The 17,212-nt window shown below is 58.8% G+C and carries 13 protein-coding genes and 1 tRNA gene; 7 read left to right on the top strand and 7 right to left on the bottom strand.

Translation table 11 applies throughout. The features are described 5' to 3' along the window. Position 1: 1 nt before the first annotated feature. The 5 genes from SELSP_RS00795 to SELSP_RS00815 all read right to left on the bottom strand — a co-directional run bounded on the left by SELSP_RS00795 (position 2) and on the right by SELSP_RS00815 (position 5,880). Positions 2 to 1,882 carry a TM1812 family CRISPR-associated protein gene (locus SELSP_RS00795; protein ID WP_006192811.1) on the bottom strand — a complete coding sequence of 627 codons (1,881 nt, stop codon included), beginning with the start codon at positions 1,880 to 1,882 and terminating at the stop codon, positions 2 to 4. Between the two features lie 52 nt (positions 1,883 to 1,934). Next, a complete protein-coding gene (locus SELSP_RS00800; protein ID WP_006192814.1) occupies positions 1,935 to 2,297 on the bottom strand; it encodes a hypothetical protein in 363 nt (120 codons plus the stop codon). A 10-nt stretch (positions 2,298 to 2,307) separates the two neighbouring features. Then, positions 2,308 to 4,167 (bottom strand): TM1812 family CRISPR-associated protein, encoded by a 1,860-nt coding sequence (locus tag SELSP_RS00805; RefSeq protein WP_013740508.1) that lies wholly within the window; start codon positions 4,165 to 4,167, stop codon positions 2,308 to 2,310. 713 nt (positions 4,168 to 4,880) lie between these two features. Further along, entirely contained in the window at positions 4,881 to 5,111 is a 231-nt protein-coding gene (locus SELSP_RS00810) for a hypothetical protein (RefSeq protein WP_006192863.1), read from the bottom strand. Between the two features lie 31 nt (positions 5,112 to 5,142). Further along, a complete protein-coding gene (locus tag SELSP_RS00815; RefSeq protein ID WP_006192864.1) occupies positions 5,143 to 5,880 on the bottom strand; it encodes an Rpn family recombination-promoting nuclease/putative transposase in 738 nt (245 codons plus the stop codon). Between the two features lie 570 nt (positions 5,881 to 6,450). Between SELSP_RS00815 and SELSP_RS00820 the strand changes: the two genes are divergently transcribed. The 6 genes from SELSP_RS00820 to SELSP_RS00845 are packed head-to-tail and all read left to right on the top strand — an operon-like array spanning position 6,451 to position 14,267. Further along, positions 6,451 to 8,079, top strand: coding sequence for an HD domain-containing protein (locus SELSP_RS00820; RefSeq protein WP_013740509.1), 1,629 nt, complete (start codon positions 6,451 to 6,453; stop codon positions 8,077 to 8,079). Next, positions 8,076 to 8,732 carry an RAMP superfamily CRISPR-associated protein gene (locus tag SELSP_RS00825; RefSeq protein ID WP_006192868.1) on the top strand — a complete coding sequence of 219 codons (657 nt, stop codon included), beginning with the start codon at positions 8,076 to 8,078 and terminating at the stop codon, positions 8,730 to 8,732. The genes SELSP_RS00820 and SELSP_RS00825 overlap by 4 nt, the downstream gene beginning before the upstream one ends. Before the next feature lie 9 nt (positions 8,733 to 8,741). After that, positions 8,742 to 10,319: a hypothetical protein gene (locus tag SELSP_RS00830; RefSeq protein WP_232362372.1), complete on the top strand. Its 1,578-nt coding sequence runs from the start codon at positions 8,742 to 8,744 to the stop codon at positions 10,317 to 10,319. Further along, positions 10,319 to 11,686 (top strand): RAMP superfamily CRISPR-associated protein, encoded by a 1,368-nt coding sequence (locus tag SELSP_RS00835; protein WP_006192870.1) that lies wholly within the window; start codon positions 10,319 to 10,321, stop codon positions 11,684 to 11,686. The genes SELSP_RS00830 and SELSP_RS00835 overlap by 1 nt, the downstream gene beginning before the upstream one ends. After that, entirely contained in the window at positions 11,683 to 12,246 is a 564-nt protein-coding gene (gene csx19 / locus SELSP_RS00840) for a type III-D CRISPR-associated protein Csx19 (protein WP_006192871.1), read from the top strand. Before SELSP_RS00835 ends, csx19 begins: the two co-directional genes overlap by 4 nt. A 2-nt stretch (positions 12,247 to 12,248) precedes the next feature. Then, entirely contained in the window at positions 12,249 to 14,267 is a 2,019-nt protein-coding gene (locus SELSP_RS00845) for a TIGR03986 family type III CRISPR-associated RAMP protein (RefSeq protein ID WP_013740511.1), read from the top strand. 225 nt (positions 14,268 to 14,492) lie between these two features. On the opposite strand, the gene SELSP_RS00850 is transcribed toward SELSP_RS00845, so the two are convergent. Then, positions 14,493 to 14,567: transfer RNA gene (locus SELSP_RS00850), tRNA-Glu, on the bottom strand. 21 nt (positions 14,568 to 14,588) lie between these two features. Continuing rightward, positions 14,589 to 16,049 carry a glutamate--tRNA ligase gene (gene gltX, locus SELSP_RS00855; protein WP_013740512.1) on the bottom strand — a complete coding sequence of 487 codons (1,461 nt, stop codon included), beginning with the start codon at positions 16,047 to 16,049 and terminating at the stop codon, positions 14,589 to 14,591. A gap of 205 nt (positions 16,050 to 16,254) precedes the next feature. Here gltX and SELSP_RS00860 point away from each other — a divergent pair, with 205 nt between their 5' ends. Next, positions 16,255 to 16,971, top strand: coding sequence for an SIMPL domain-containing protein (locus SELSP_RS00860; protein WP_006192875.1), 717 nt, complete (start codon positions 16,255 to 16,257; stop codon positions 16,969 to 16,971). The last annotated feature ends 241 nt before the right edge of the window (positions 16,972 to 17,212 follow it).

The raw sequence follows: 17,212 nt of genomic DNA on the forward strand, positions 1-17,212 counted from the left end.
ATCAAAATCTTTCGAGCAGCGGCAGCGCCTCCTCGAAAAGCGACCTCAGCTCCTTCGCCCCGCCGGGCGCACTGTCCTCGCGTGCATGGTTGCTCTGGTTGCGCTCCTCCTTGAGCCTGTAGTAAATATCGAGCAGGGCATAGAAATCCTCGTGCGGGATGCGGCAGGAAATGCCGCCTTGTTCGAGACAATAGCGAAAGGAAAACAGCTCCTTCGTGCCTGGAACGAGAGAAACATTGGAAAAGATTTTATCCGCTGTGCTCGCCTTCATGTTGCCGCGGACGAATTTTTCGAGCGCCTTGAGCTTTGTCTTGCCATATCGCTGTGCGCAGAATTTCTCGTGCCACTCCTTCTTCAAGGCTTCTCGCGCAGTTTCATCCGCTTCCTCCGGCATGTCGAGCTGCTTCTCGCACAAGGCGTCTGCCAAGGAGTCCCACAAGGAATCTGCAGGAGCTTTTCCCTGAAAATCCTGCGGATTCCTGCCCCATGCAAGAAGTTTCTCATAAATCTGGCGCACATCTTCCTCGTTTTCCAAAACAAGGCTTTCATGTGCCCTCTCCGGCCAAGACTTCACGGCAGGATCTTTGGCGACACTCCTGTGCAGCTGCGCCGCCCAGCCTTCCTCCCCTGAAAATGCCGCCTCCTTGCCGTCCAGTGCGTCCGCCATGATGGTCTGCATGATCCGCCGATATGCCTTCTTCGCATTCTCCAGAAAAGCGTCTACCTGCCCCACGCCTTTGCTGTCCTTGTAATCGGCGAAAAGGTAGAACACCCAACTGCGCTTATCGGTCTCCCGCATACTGGCTTGTACCTTCGCAGCAAAATCCTCCGTGAACTGCAGGATCTTGCGCTCCGTGAGGATCGCGGGCACGCGCTCGGTGAAGAGCGTCAGCGCCTGCTGCAGGTAGCCGTGATTTACGCACCAGCGCAGGAGTTTCACATCGTCGATCTTCTCGCCGAGAATTTCCCTGTACTCTTCCTCGACGCGGAAGCGAAGCTGTGCGATCATGCCCTCGTTGATGTCCGCGCCGTCTGCTTCACTGCCTTCGCGGAACTCCTTCAGCGCCTTGAAAAGCTCCTCGACGGCATGAGCGAACGCGCCGTAGTGGCAGACCTTGATCTCCTCCGCGAAGCCATGCATAGCGAGAAGCAGTCGGTGCAGACGCTCGGAAATATGCGGCGGCCTTGCGAGAATCTTCTTGTCGTAGCCGAAGTAGCGCAGGATGGCGGAAACGCTGCCGAACTGCGCGAACTCGTCCGCGCCCGCGATAAGGTCGAAGATACCGTAGACGTCGTTCACCTCTTCCACGATTTTCAAGCCCATATTTGAGTACAGAACCTTGCCGATCTCAATGCCGTTGTACTGCAAAAGGCGCATGACGGCGAACATCAGCATGACGGCATGGCGCGGGCCTCCCGTGAGGTCAGCATGGAGCACTACCGTATCGCCCTGTGCCCTTTTCGCCTGCGCATAGTCCATGATGCGCTCTGCCATTTCCAATACGAAGCGCCTCGTTGCAGAAATCGGCATTTTCGCATCATAGGGAACAACTTCGATAAATCCCGATTCCTCAATGCAAGGCAGAACATCCGTCAGACGCTTCTTGAAATAGCCGAAATGCGTGACGCCTGCATCGACATCCGGCGAAGGCTGTTCAATCTCGATGGGTTCTTGAACCTTTTCCGTTGCAAAGAGGAACATCTTGTCCAGCGAGATGTTCCTGTCACCATCCTTTGAAAGCAGGAGATGACGCACCGCCGATTCGTTCGTCACGCCGCAATCGCCAATAGCGCCCGCATATTCCACCATCGACACCCGTTTAGGGTTTTTTCGATCCGTCTTTACGTCGCTCAACATAAGAAGCATGATATGATGCCGCATATTTCTTCCTCCTCCATGCTGTTTTCCTACGGACAAAGACCCGCCAAGATGCCTACCGATACTCGCGAAACCGCGTGAAGACGAAGCGGCTGATTTTTCGCACCGATCCGTCCTCTGCCTGCTCCTCGACCGCCTCTCTCCGGCTTGCTGCCGCGAGGACGGTCACGCCCGCCGCACGCAGGAGGTTCACGAGATGGTAGATGTAAGTGAATTCGCCTTGACACAATACGGCGCGAGGCTTCTTCGCCAAGATCTTCGCGGCGTTCTCCTCAGCGAGCTTCGCGACGCGCTCCTCGTCCCAATCCGCTCCGATGTCTGGAAACGGCAGATCCACGATCTCGCCCCAGACGTGCGCCGCCTCTTTCTGCGCCGCCGGCCACTTCGCCGAAGCATGATTCGTATGGTTGATGAACATGCTGCTCCCCCTATGCTTTTCTAAGTTTTTCGATGTAGGCGGCGATCTCTTCTTCCAGTCGGTCATTTTCCAACGCGCCTTGATTTCTGCGAGATGTAGGCGCGTTTTCAGCCGCGTGGTTCGTATCGTTGCGGCCTTGACGGATGAAATAGAAGCCGCGCAAAAACTCGACGGCTTCCTCCGTCGTCTTCTGCGTATACATCAAAAGTTTCCCGTGGCCTGACAGCATCCTGCGATAGCAAGCTTCCCGGCGCAGCCATTTCTCTTCGGGAGATTCCTGCTTCTTCGCGGTGCGTCTCTTTTTAGACGGCGGCTCTTTTCCGGCGCACGCCTCTTCACACTTCCTGCCGTCTATGCCCAGCGCCGTGAAAATATCCTCATTCGATTTGCCTGCCAAGCGCCGCAAAATCTCTTCATGAAAAAACTTCTTTTTTGGAGATGGATGTAAAAGGGTGATGGCACGGTCGATGATGGTATTGCGCGTGCGGAATCCCATCTGCCGCAAGTCATAGTTCTGCCATTTGGAGGCGATTTCATCGTAAGCGGCAAAAAAACTTTGCACGCCTTGTTTCATCTCCGGCGGCAAGTCCTCGACCCTTGTGCGAACTCCGCTGCTCAGTATCGTGCGAAGGAGGTTCGTCATTTCCTTGAAGGAAGCGTTGCGGAAATCTCCTTCTGGAACAGGTATCGTCGGCGGTTTCACTTCTTTGCTCTCCGTCACCTGGCCATACGAATTGATGAACTCCTGCTGCCAGCTCCGCATTCCCGCGCCAGAATCCCCGCGCTCTTGGCATTGCTCAATGACCTCCTCATCCTCCGTATAGCAGATCTTCTTCTCCACCAAGATCGCTGGAATCCACTCCGTGCAGAGCGTCATTGCCTGCTGCAGGAATTTCTTCTGCACGCACCATGCGATGATGTCGAGACGGCGATCCGATTTCTCACCCGACGCATTCTTGATGACAGAGCCGTATTCCCCCTCGATGACGCCGAGGATGTGCGAGAACATCTCCTCCTCGATGGAGACGGGCTTCGCCTGCCGAAAGGCGCGAATTTTCTCGGCGAGATCGGTCATCTCGTCTTCAATGACGCTCGTGCGGCAGATGCGTATGGCATCGGAAAAGCGACGCATGGCGGCAAAAAGTGCGGAAAAATCCTCGCTGTGGCGCGAACTGCGGCTGAAATACTCCTCCAGCGCCTGCACGCTGCCGTACTTCTGGAACTCGTCCGCACCCGTGACGAGATCGAACATGCGTCGAATATCGTCGGTCAGATGAACGCGGCTCTCTCCGCCTCGAACGAAGTCCGAATATACGACATGCCCCATGCGGATGCCCATATACTTCGACAACTGCATGACGACGAGCAGCATCAGCGCCGCATAGCGAAAGCCGCCCGTCATATCGGCATGAAGAACGACCTCTGCCTCAGGCTCTTCTTCGCGCACGCGCTCGGCAAAGGCGCGGACACGCTCCGCGATGCCCGCAATGCTGCGCATCGAGTCCTCGATGCCCATCTTCGAATATTCGATGTCTTCGAATACCTGTGAAAGCTCCGAATATTTGCACACGCTCTGCGCCTTCAAAAGCTCGACGGCGGACATCGACTCAGAACGGTATTTCTCCATCAGCGCCAGCCAGTCCGCCGTATCCCGCTGCACTCTCTCGCGAGCCTGATCCGTCTCGATCAGAATGATCTTCGCAAGGCCGCCTTCCTCCTGCAGCAGAGACTGCAGCTGGCAAACGGCGGCCTCGTTCGTCTGCATGCATGAAAATATCTCTTTTCCATCGACGCTCCGATATTCGACGTTCGATGGCTTCTGCGTCAACTGGCTCACGAAGGCCACCATCACATGAACATTTTTCGTCATTGAATCCATCTCCCCAAAAAGCCCGTCCGCAAGTGTATTTCCAGCAGTCTGTCTACATTGTTGAAAATGTCACGGAAAAGAGAGTCCCGGTATGCACGCTGCGGTTTCCTCATAGAACTGCCCCCTTTGTCACATTATACTATAAGCCGCGCCAACGCGACAAGGAATGCCGGCGGCTTCGGCTGCAGTAAAAATGCCCTGCACGGATGCAGGACGAGGCGCATACTCCCGCGAGCGGCTTCTTTGAGTCTATTATAGTCGCGAGGAGACGCTTCTGCGTATCAAAAAAAGTGCGACCATGATAAGTGATACCTGCTTCAAAGCTGGCATACAAAAAGAGAGCCGAACGGCTCTCTTTTTGTATGCCAAACCGCAAGCGGTATGAGGTCACATGTGACAGGGAAGGGCGACGATGAAGAACTCTGCCAGAATGAGTTTCAATACCGCAAGCGGTATGAGGTCACATGCGACTCTGTGTCTGGGAGGCCGCAGAAACAGAAGGCTCAAATCACGGTTTTGGAAAACCTCCTCGAAACCGAACGTGCGATCGCACTTTTTCAGCTGTCATTACATACCCCGCGAGTATGTAATGACCCTGCCAAGCCTTATACAGCAAGGCTTGCGGCGATTCGAGGAAAATCGGAAAACCTACCCCGTTTTTTCTCCTCCGGGAGGTTTTCCAATTTTTACTCTACCATGCTTTTTCACATTTGTCAAACATGTTGGCCAACCAGAGCCGCATACTTCGCACGTTCGTCGGCCGGAATCTGCAGCACATCCATCGCCTTTTCTACGGAAAAGTTCATGCTGTGCATTACGTTGCGGATGGAAGCAGTCAAGCCCTCCTGTCGTCCCTCCTGTCGTCCCTCCTGTCTCCCATCCGCTCTCGCCTCTTCAGCGCGAACCTCTAAGGCACGCTCTTGATTCCAAGCAAAATTCAGCATATCAAAGACCTCCTGCTGACCTATCCAAGAATCAAGCCCACAGGGCGCTGATGATTGGGCAATAGGTCGTATGCGAAAACGTCCCAAGAACGCGAACCGAAGGTGAAGCGTAATTGGCTGACGTTGACCGCTCTTTTTGCTTTTGACGGAAATAATCTTCCAGATAATTATTTGCGATACAGTATCTCACGGCTTCGCTTATTGCAACTTCGAGCGCATTTCCATTCTTGACACTTTCTCGCACTTTGGCGACGAAGACACTGTAGCTTTTTAGTGCGTGGCACTTCTCCAGGATGGGGCGACCTGGCTGATTGTTGATGTTAATGATCTCAACTGCAAGCTCCAAATCAGCTTTTCTTCCCTCGAAAGCATCAGAAAGATGAAGCGACCACGTATCGGGCATCTTTTCGATTCCGTTGTAGAATACATAAAACTTCGGTGCAGGCAAGGGGATCAATCTTTTCCGATAGACCGCATCGGCATCCACATAGCGACGATAGACTTCTGCCAAATACATGAGCATTCTCAATGGCATGTTCGCATTGGTCGTGCTTTGATGCTCGGTCAGGAGAACATGCTGACCGCCGACGATAAAACCTACGTCATTCTTGACGCCTGAGAAAAGAGTTTCATTGATCGTGGCGAGCGTTATATCGCTGGCTGTCGTTCTAATCCCCAGAAGAGCCTCATAAATTTCCGGCAGTCTGTCTGCGTTGTTGAAGATGTCGCGGAAAAGAGAGTCCCGATATGCACGCTGCGGTTTCCTCATAGAACTGCCCCCTTTGTCATATTATACTATAAGCCGAGCCATCGCGACAAGGAATGTCGGCGGCTTCGGCTGCAATAAAAAATGCCCTGCACGGATGCAGGACGAGGCGCGTACTTTCGTGAGCGGCCTCTTTGAGTCTATTATAGTAGAGAGGAGACACTTCTGCGTGTCAAAAAAGTGCGACCATTGAAAGCGATGCCTGCTTCGAAGCAGGCATACAAAAAGAGAGCCGAACGGCTCCCTTTTTGTATGCCAAACCGCAAGCGGTATGAGGTCACATGTGATATTTGTCTACAGTTTGTCTACAAATACCATGATTCGCTGTTTCAATACCGCAAGCGGTATGCGATCACATGTGCCTCTGTGTCTGGGAAACCGCAGGAACAGAAGGTTCAAATGCGGTTTTTCATTTCCCGTAATGTAGCACGACTCCGCTTCTTTGTCAAATCCGAGTATTCATTTCCATCGTGCTTTCTATCACTGGAGAAATTGTTCTTCTCATTTTAGCAGGAATCTTCCTCAATTAGTCGAATGTTAAAAGTAAATAAATTCCGCAAAGGAGGCTTTTTGATGGAGCTGAAAGCACTGCTTTTCGACACACGCTCGATTCAGAAGTACATCTTTTCCAGCAGCCGTCTCAAGACGCAGATCGGCGCTTCCTATCTCGTCGACCGCGTCTTTGACGATGTGCTGCTTCCCGTCATCTGCGAGGTCTGCGGCGCGGCGGAGCTTGACGATGCGACTTGGCGCGAGGTCGCCTCGCCCGACTGGACGTCGATGCCGCAGAAGGCGCGTGTCGCCTATATCGGCGGCGGCAACGCGATGATTCTGCTGCGAGCCGATGCAGGCGAGGCGGCGGCGGAGATCGTGCGCCGCTTCTCGAAGGAGCTTCTCGTGCGCTGCCCGGGACTGCAGACGGGAGCCGCCATCGGCACGGTCGATCTCGCATCCGACGGCAGTTGGCTGTCCGAGACGGCGAACCGCACCGCGCTCGTCTTAAAGCTCAAGGAGCAGCAGAACACCGCATTTCCTCGGACGACGATTCCATACACGGGTTTGACGCTCGCCGCCGACGGCGCGGACGAGACGGCGACCTCCTACGATACGAGCCGCGAGCGCTATATTGCAGAGAGCGAGGCCGCGAAGCTTCGCGTCGCGACGCCGCGTCACGAGGGCGGCGAACTGCAGCCGGCCAGAGCGGAGAAGGCGCTTTTGGAGAAGCTCACGAGCGTCCTCACGGACGAGGAGAAATCGCGCTTCATGGAAAACGCGGTGTTTCCGAGCGAATTGGACAAGCTCGGGCAGAAAGAGACAGAAAATTACATCGCTGTCGTCCACATTGACGGCAACAACATGGGGAAGAAGTTCGCCGATCTCACGACGCTTTCCGCCTACAAAAACAAGTCACAGGAGATCCGCACGGCGACGATCCGCGCCTTTGCCGAGCTTGTCCTCTCCATGAAAGAGGACAGCTTCCCCTTCCTCGCGCAGAGGAAGGACGGCGAAAAGCGCCGCTATCTGCCCGTGCGCCCGCTAATCCTCGGCGGTGACGACATGACCTTCGTCTGCGCGGCGAAGGTCGCCTTCGACTGCACGGCGTTCATCATGAAGTCGCTGCTGGCAAAGGGTGTCGACACATGCGCGGGCGTCGCGATCTTGCCGACCGCCTATCCTTTCTTCCGCGGCTACGAGATCGCCGAGCAGCTTTGCGACTCGGCAAAGGGGCGCATGAGAAAGCTCGCGAATGAACGCGAAGGCCTGCGCGAGGAGGCGAGCTGCTGGCTCGATTTCCTGCGTCTGCACGGCGAGCAGGCGCCGACGCTCGATGAGATTCGCCGCCAAGAGTACCGCGCGGCACTCGGCAGCCTGCACTTCGGCCCGTATCGCATCGACGGCGAATCCCACTACGCTTTCGCCCGGCTGCGCGAGCTCGCCGAAGGCCTCTCGAAGAGTCTGCCGAGCGGCAAGCTCAAGGATCTGCGCGCCGTCTTGCAGCACGGGGAGCACGAGGCAAAAAAATACCTCGAACAGATTCGCCACGACGGCTACGCTCTGCCGCAGCCTGCGGGCTGGGAAGCCTACGCCGCGCATCTTTGGCAGGAGCACGGCGGCCGCATGCGAACGCCGTTTGTCGAGGCGATCGAGCTGTTGGAATTTTTGCCGCCGAAGAGCGCGCATGATGGAAAGGAGGCGTCATGATGACTCGCTACACCCTGCGCATCGAAGCGCTCTCGCCGCTCGCCCTGACCTCGGGCAAGGCGGACGTGACGCTCGACTCCGCCATCGTGCATGACAAGTACGGCATCCCGTTCTTCCCGGCCAAGCGGCTTCGCGGGCTTCTCTATGAGAGCGCCGTCGAGGTCACGGAGATGGCGGAGCTTTCGGGACGCGGTTTCCTCACGCGCCGGACGGTCGCGGAGCTTTTCCGCCACGTCGAAGGTCAAGACTCTCTCGTGCGCCTCTCGCTGCACGACCTTCATCCCGAGGGCTACGAGGAACTGAGCGCGGATCTCGCCTATCTGATGGCACGTTACGAGGCGGCGCTCTCGCCGCTCGATGTCCTCGAAGAGTACACTACCGTGCGCTTCCAGACGGAGATCGACAAGGAGAGCGGCACGGCTCGCGACAATTCGCTGCACAACATGCAGGCCGCGCTCGCCGACGACCTCGTCTTCTGCGGCGAGATCACGCTGACGGGCGGCGAGGCGCGCCACGCTGAAGCGCTCGCGCTCGCCTGCGCCAACCTGCGCACGGCGGGACTCAAGCGCAACCGCGGCTTCGGCAAGATCCGCTGCACGCTCTCGGGCGGCGAGGAACTTCTCTTGGCAGCGCTCGGAAAGGATGTGGGCTGATTGAAAGAGATGCGAAAAATTTCCTTGACGATCGAGGCGCTTTCGCCGCTCGTCCTCACGGCGGGCAGCCAAGGCGCGATCCTGACAGAATCGGGCGACGCCATCAGCGGCTCGATCGTGCGCGGCATGATCGCCGCGCGCTTCATCGAGGCGCAGAACCTCGGCAGAGCCGCCCACGAGTCCGAAGCCTTCCGCCGCCTTTTCGCGGGGGCGCTGAAATTCTCCGCCGCCTATCCGTCGAAAGGCGGCGAAAGCGCCATGCGCCTGCCGCTCTCGCTGCAAAAGGACAAGCTTTCCCCCGCCCTCGCCGACCTCTCAGCGTCGGACGGCACGGCGCTCAAGGGCTACAAGCCGCTCAAGGGCTGCGGCATCGTGCGCGGCGCGGCAATCGAGCGCGTGGAGACGAAGAAGAACATCTCTCTCCACATGAGCCGCGACGAGGACGGCGAACGTCTCGCGGGAAAGAGCACGGAGGGCGGCATCTACAGCTACGAGTCGCTGCTTCCGGGGCAAGCGTTCTGCGGCGAAATCGTCGGCGAAGCGGCGGACATTCAAGAGCTTTTGACGAGCATCGACTGCGAGGACGGCGCTTTCCTCAGCCAGATCGGCAAGTCGCGCTCCACGCAGTATGGACTGTGCCGCATCGCGCTCAATGCGCCCGCACCGCTCGAACCCCTTGCCCAATCGCTCCTTTCGAGCACTCTGCGCCTGCGCCTCGCGACGCCGCTCCTCTCGGACGCCGCATTCTCGAGGAACGCACGCGAGGTGCTCGACGAGGAAATTCTCGCACCGCTCAAAGAAAGCGCCGAATCCGACGACTTCTCCCTCGGGCGCATCTTCGCGGCTTCCGCCTCGGCGTCGAACTTCGTCGGCGTATGGAACATGCGCCGTCCCACGCAGTTCGGGCTGGACGCAGGCTCCATCTTCGAGTTGAAGAAGGCTTCGCCGTGGACGAGCCGCGACGCGGCGGCTCTTGCCGCCATCCTCGCCGAGGGCGCAGGCTCTCGCACGGAGGAGGGCTTCGGCAGACTCGCCCTGTGGACGGTCGATGCGCCGACGCTCTTTGAATCGACGCAGGAAAGGCCCGAGCGCCGCACCGTCAAGAGCGAACGCGCGCGCGCCATCGTCCGCGCCGTCCTGCGCCGGCGCATCGCCCAGAGCGTTCGCCTCGCGGCGTACAAGGACGCCTCTGCCCTCACGGGAAGGCTCGCGGGCATGACCCACGCTTTCGCGCGTCTTGAAGCGATGCTCGGGCCGCGTGAAGACCTCGAAGGCGCACCGGCACGCTTTCGCGCGAAATTCGCCGCCGAGGTCGGCGCAAAGCGCACGCCGCTCGCTCGCCATCTCGAAGGCGTGAAGCTCGGCGCGGCGGAGCTGCGCGACATCCTCCGAGGCGAGCGTCCTGAACTTTCGCCCTACGCTTCGCTCGACCTTTCGGCGGAAGTGCCGCAAGAGCTTGCCGAAGATGCAGGCTTTTCGCGTCCCGCGCTGAAAGACGACGGGGAAATCTTCTACGATTACTGGCTCTGGTTCTTCCGCCACGCGCGAAAGAGAGCCGTGCAGCAGCGAAAGGAGGCGGCTGACTGATGGCAGAGGCAAGTGTTTCAACAAACGGCCAGATGGCGTGCGTCACGAAGAAGATCCTCCTCGAAGGCACGCTCTCGCTCGACTCCCCGCTGCTCATCGGCACGGGGCTGACGGCTCGCGCGGTCCGGCAGGAAACCGACATGCAGGTTTTGAAAGATAAAAAGGGACGCCCCTTCATTCCCGGCACATCGCTCGCGGGCGTGCTGCGCACGCTGCTCGAAGATGAAGAGGCGGCGCTCCTCTTCGGCTCGGCAGAGCGCGGCGAGAAGGCAGGCGGCGCACAGAGCGCCATCGACGTCGAGGACGTGCTCCTCGAAGACGCTGCCATCGCCGTGCGCGACGGCGTGGGAATCGCGGACTTCGCACGCACGAGTATTGCAGGGCGCAAGTACAACTACGAAGCCGTCGAGCGCGGCGCGAAGGGACGGCTGCGCATGACCGTCACCGTGCGCCGCGCCCATGCGGAAAAGGGGCTGGAAGAAGCGGTGCAGACGCTCGCCGACCGCCTCGCCGCAGGCGTGCGCCTCGGTGCGCTGACCGCCAAGGGATTCGGCAAGGTCTCGGCGGCGGACGTCCGCATTTCCACCTACGATTTCAGCGACTTCGACGACGTGCGCCGCTGGCTCTTCCGCGAGGACGCCAAATGCATCGCTCACGGCAGCAAAGCGGCGGGAAAAAAGCGTGCGGGCGTCTTCTCCGTCGACGCCGCCTTCGCCATCCGCCGCTCGCTCATCGTGCGCGAAAACGACGTCGATGAAAAAGCGGCAGAACGCAAGGTCAAGTCGCAACAGAAGAAGAGCGGCACGGATTTCCTCATTCCGGGCACGAGCATCAAGGGCGCTCTTCGCCACCGCGCCCTCGAAATCCTGACGATTCTCAAGAAGCCCGCCGCCGCGCTCAACGGACTCATGGGCTGCAGCACGGACGCGCGGCGGCAGAAGAGCCGCTTCCTCGTCGACGAGGCCTACTTCCGAAAGGGCGTCAAGCCTCAAGCGCACGCGCGAAACCGCCTCGACTGCTTCACGGGCGGCACGGTCGACAGCGTCCTCTTCACCGATGAACCTGTCTGGCAGGAGAAGCCGGGCGAGGCGACGCTCCGTCTGCACTACGAAATCGAGAACTATGCGCCGTGGGAGGCGGGACTCGCCCTCTACCTGCTGCGCGACCTCTGGCAGGGCGCGATCCCCCTCGGCGGCGAAAGCTCCGTCGGGCGCGGACTCTTGGAAGGCATAGCGGCGACCGTCTCGTTCGATGATGAAGTCCTTGAAATCGGCGCGGCGGGCGCGGTGGAAAAAGCAGCTGCAGAAAAGCTCGAAGCCTTCGCCAAAGCTCTGCGCGACATGGAAGAGGAGGCGAAAAAAGCATGAAGAACACGGATTTCAGCGCTCCGCTCAAGATCGTCGGCCTCTCCTCCGAAAAGACGGCGGGACTTTGCGTCGACCTTTCCGAGCAGGCGCTTGAAGAAGCGCTCAGAACGCACATGAAGGAGGACGCGCTTCTCATCGTCTGGCAATTCCACCGCATCGTCTGGGGGCGTTGGCAGGCGGGCGCGATCCATCTCGCCGACGACGGCGCACTCGACACCTCGCTCATCGGGGAAATGCGCGCCTTCAACGAGACGGAGGAACTGCATCTTGTGAAAAAGCGCGGCAAGTTCCGCGGCCGCTACATCTTTGACAAGGACGGCGAAGGCACGGAAGCCGTCGACAGCGCCGCGCCGCTCTGGGGCGAGCGCACGGCGTGTGCGGGCGGCTATGTGACGCTCGCCGATGCGGGGCGCGGCCTCTCTCTGACCGTTCCCGCCGAAGAAGAGGGGGAGCGCTTCGCTCTCGTCACGCGCTGCTACATCGGCTACGACCCCGAGACGCAGCAGGCGGGCTACGAGGATATGCGCTACAAGGCGGTCGTGCCGCTGGAGGAGGGATAACGATGGCAGACGATTGGAGAGAAAAACTTGCCAAAGGATTCGGCAGGGACGTCCCCGAGGAAAAAGAGGAAAAGAAGGACTGGGGCGCCGCCTATGAGAAGGCGGAAAGCCGCCGACCGAGACGCGGCGGCGAAAGAAGCGGCGGCTATGGCGGCGGACGCGGGAACCAAGGCGGCGGCTACGGCAGACAGGGCGGCGGCTATCGCGGGCAAGGCGGCTACGGCGGACGCGGCGGTTATCGCGGACAGGGCGGCGGCGCATCGCCGCGCCCCAAGACGACGGAGCCTGCGAGCGCACCCTACAACTTCGTGTCACTGCCCGAGGCCATTGTGCCCGCGCCGCTCGACCAGGGACTCGACTGGCACAAGATGGAGGAGGATAAACGACTCACGCACTACCGCGACTATGTATGCGCCGACGGCGCGAAGAGCGGACGCATCGAACTTTCCCTTGAGACGCTGACCCCGCTCTTCATCGGCAGCGGCAGCAGCGGCGATACGAACGAATTCTTCTCGCCGACGGGCGAGCCGATCGTGCCGGGCAGCACGCTGCGCGGCTTCATCAAGCACATGGTGCGCATGGTATCGGGCGGCGCGATGCGCCCGGGCGCGGAATTCACCGAGCGCCACCTGTACTCGCGCGCGCTCGCCGACAGCCTCGCCAGCTTCCGCGACTACTACAAGGAGCGCATGGTGGAAAACATCACCGTGTCGAAAAAGACCGATGACGGCAGAACCATCGAGGTCGCAAAATCCGTTTCCAAGGCGAATGCGGGCTTTCTCATCGCCGTGCAGGGCAAATACTACGTTTGCCCCGCCGACAAGGAGAGCCTGAAGATTCCGCGTGGCGAAGAGCAGAACCGCGCCGAGATTCGCTGGCATCACAAGGAGCAGAGCGCCGATGTCATCACGGGACGCTCGCCGCAGAAGAAGTACATCTACTTCCGCATAAGCAAGGCGGATTGGAGCAAGGAGCGCCGTCTGCCCGTGCCCGAAAGCGTCCTCAAAGGCTACCGCGAGGACAAGAGCCGCGGACGCTTCGACCTCCTTGCCAACGGACTCAAGCGCAGGGAAGCGGCAGGCTTCACGCACGACGCCGAAATCAGCTTCTGCGCCCCATGCTTCTACATGGCGGAAGACGGCGTCGTGCAGCACTTCGGTCACGGGCGCTACTACCGCATCCCCTACGAGAAATCCATCGCTGACCATGTGCCTGCGGCGCTTCAAAAGGATACGATCGACTTCGCCGACGCCATCTTCGGCTGCAAGGCGCTTTGGGCGGGGCGCGTCATCTTCGAAGACGCCGTGCTCCAAGGCGCAGCCGACCAACTCGCGCCGTCGCGCTCCCATCCGCTGATGACGCCGAACCCCACCTCCTTCCAGCTCTACTTGGAGCAGACGGGAAAAGAGCCGCAGCATTGGGACAGTGATGCGCCGATCCGCGGTTATAAGCTCTACTGGCATCAGAAGGCGAGCGCCGACTCGTGGCGGCTCGACCCCGAGCGTGACAAGGTCGTCAAGGGCACGCAGGAAATCCGCCCCATCGCCGCCGGCGCACATTTTTCCGGCTCTATCCGCTTCAAGAACCTGCGCCCCGAAGAACTCGGCGCTCTGCTCGAAGTCTTCTCCCTCGGCGAGTCGGGCGAGGATATATGCTTCAAGATCGGGCAGGGAAAATCCCTCGGCCTCGGCTCGGTGCGCCTCAAGGCGCGTCTCCTGCTCGAAGACACCAAAGAGCAGTTCGCGGGACTCTTCACGGACGGCGCGTGGCGCGAAAGCCTCGAAGAGAGCACGGGCGAAGAATGCCTCGCCGCCTTCCGCCAGTGGCGCGAAGAGCATCTGGGTGAAGGAAAAGAATCCTTCGAGAAGAGCATGAAAGAGCTTCGCTGCCTGCTCGACTGGAACAAGACGAGCCTTCCCAAGTGGCAGAAAAAGACCGCCATGATGCGCATCGGCGACAAAAGCGACACGCGCTTCAAGGATCGTGTGATCTTGAAGCGCGCGCTCGACTTCGCACGCTGAGAAGGCAAGAAAAGGGGCTGTCGCACTTGAATCGTGTGCGGCAGCCCCTTTTTGTACATAAAAAGCATGGTCATGCAACTCATAGAACCTAACTATGCAGCAGACTTCAGCGATGAGAAAGCCAAGGACAGCCTCCTGCACGATCCGGGCTGTCACTATGATATGAGACAAAAGAGAGCGCATAGCAAAAGGTCTGAAGCCAATGGCTTCAGACCTGAAATTTCTTGGTGACTCCTATGGGATTCGAACCCATGAACCCGCCGTGAGAGGGCGGTGTCTTAACCACTTGACGAAGGAGCCGCATGAACACGATTTATTATATTACATATCCTGCAGTTTGGCAAGACTTTTTTTGAGCCGATCGAGAGAATTTTTTTTGCCGAGCAGGAAGAGTACTTCCGTGAGGCCGCCCGGTGTGACTTTCTGCCCTGAGACGGCGATGCGAAGCGGCCACATGACGGCACCCTTCTTTTCGCCTCGTTGTTCTGCGAAAGCGTCGAGCGCCGCGTTGATGGTATCGGGCGTCCACGGCTCTAGGCTGTCGAGCATCGGCAGTGCTTCGGGAAGAAGGGCGCGCGCCTTTTCCGGGTTCGTCTTGTTGCGCTTGTTCGTATAGCAGTCGAGGTCGTAGTCGGGCATCTCGATGAGGAAATGGATCTGCTCTTTGATTTCGCCGAGGCGGCTGAGGCGCGGGCGCAGGACTTCGGCGGCATAGTCCCACTTCTCGGCGAGTTCTGTCGGCAGGTCGCCGGTGAAGGGGCGCGCAAGTTTGGCGAAGGCGGCGGGATCCATCGACTTGAAGTATTCGCCGTTCATCCAGTCGAGCTTCTTGTAGTCGAAGATGGCGGGCGACTTGCTGATGCCGTCGAGGGAGAACGCCCCGATGAGCTCTTCCATCGTGAAGATTTCCTGATTCGTGTCCTTGGGCGACCAGCCGAGGAGCGCGACGTAGTTCGTGACGGCTTCGGCGAGGTAGCCTTCGTCGAGAAGCTGGCCGAAACTCGCTGCGCCGTGGCGTTTCGAGAGCTTCGACACCGTGCCGTCTTCGCTCTTTCCCATGACGGGCGGCAGGTGGATGAACTCGGGCAGCTGCCAGCCGAAGAATTCGTAGAGCAGCACATGCTTGGGCGTCGAGGTGATGTACTCGTTGCCGCGGATGACGTGCGTGATCTCCATGAGGTGATCGTCTACGACGTTGGCGAAGTTGTACGTCGGCATGCCGTCGCTCTTCAAGAGAATCTGGTCTTCGAGTTCGCTGTTCTCGATCGTGATGCTGCCGAGGATCAGATCGCGGTACGTCGTCGAGCCGGTGAGCGGCATCTTCTGGCGGATGACGTAGGGCGTTCCCGCCGCAAGCCGGCGCTCGATTTCCTCAGGCGCGAGGTCGCGGCAGTGGCGGTCATAGCCGCCGAACTTTTCGGATTCCGACTCGTGCGCATGAACTTTCGCCGAGCAGAAGCAGCGATAGGCGTGGCCGCTGGCGACGAGCTTTTCGGCATATTCCTTGTAGATCGCCTTGCGCTCGCTCTGCACATAGGGGCCGAAAGCGCCGCCCTTTTCGGGGCTTTCATCGGCGATGATGTGCGCGGCGGCAAGGCTCTCGTTGATGACTTCGCGTGCGCCTTCGACGAAGCGTTCCTGATCCGTGTCCTCGATGCGCAGGATGAAGTCGCCGCCCTGGGACTTCGCGAAGAGATAGCCGTAAAGCGCCGTGCGCAGATTGCCGATGTGCATGTAGCCCGTGGGACTGGGCGCGAAGCGCGTGCGTATACGATTGCTCAAGATGATTCCTCCCGATGCTCTTTTTGTATCTATTCGAGTTTCTTGTTGTAGTATATCAGCAATGCAGGCGATGTGCAAACTACATGCGGGCGTGAGAGAGTTCTAACTCGTATTTCTCAGGAGTCATGCTATAATGGACATATCCACGGAGGAAAAACACACCGAGGGAAAATTTTCTATTTAGGAAAGAAAAGGAGAGATCGAGATGAACAAGATGAAATCCTTCCTCGCTGCGATCGCAGCGGGACTCTTCCTGTGCGCACCGCAGGCGGCAGAGGCAGCAGCGCCGCAGACTTCAGAGCCGCCCGTCCTCATGGTCGACGGCACGGGCAGGGCGGAGGCGGCACCCGACTGCGCGACGATCTCGGTCGGCGTCGTCACGCAGGCGGCGGACGCGAAGACGGCGCAGGAGGAGAATGCGAAGAAGGCGCAGGCGGTGCAGCGGGCGCTCGTCGCAGCCGGCATCCCCGAGGCGAACATCCAGACGCGCGGCTACTACTTCCAGCCGCTTTATGAGCGCGAGGCGCGCGAGAATGAGATCACCGGCTATCGCGCGGAGAACAATGTGACGGTGCGCGTCGACAATCTCGCCGATGTCAGCCGCGTCATCGACCTCGCGCTCAAGAATGGCGCGAACAGCATATCTTCGCTGGATTTCGGCGTGAAGAATGCAGACAAGGTTCGCAAGATTGCCTTGACTGCCGCTGTCAATGACGCACGAAAGAAGGCGGACGAGCTTGCCGCCGCTCTGGGCAGGCGCGTCGTCGGACTGAAGGCCGTATCGGAGAACACCTATCCGTTTGCTGAGCGCAGCGCGGGCGCAAAGATGCTCATGGCCGCCGATGCAGCTCCGACGCCGATCGCGCCGGGCATGTTGGAGATGAGTGCCGAGGTGCATATCGAGTATTACTTGAGCGAGTGAGGTTGGCAAAGAAAGCTTGACGGAAGACAAAGGCGTGCAAGAGGGGGAGATGAGAGTCTCCTCCTCTTTTGTGTTTTATATGATAGGAGGTTTCTCCCTATAAAAACGCTATGCACTCTATATTTATAGGAAAAATATCTAGCATATATTTTCAGACTATAAGTCCTAAAAAGAAGAAATGCGAGAATAATTCCTTGCAAAATTGCTCGCTTTATGCTATATTGTATAATCAATAGAGAGA

The organism is Selenomonas sputigena ATCC 35185 (assembly GCF_000208405.1).
GTDB lineage: Bacteria > Bacillota > Negativicutes > Selenomonadales > Selenomonadaceae > Selenomonas > Selenomonas sputigena.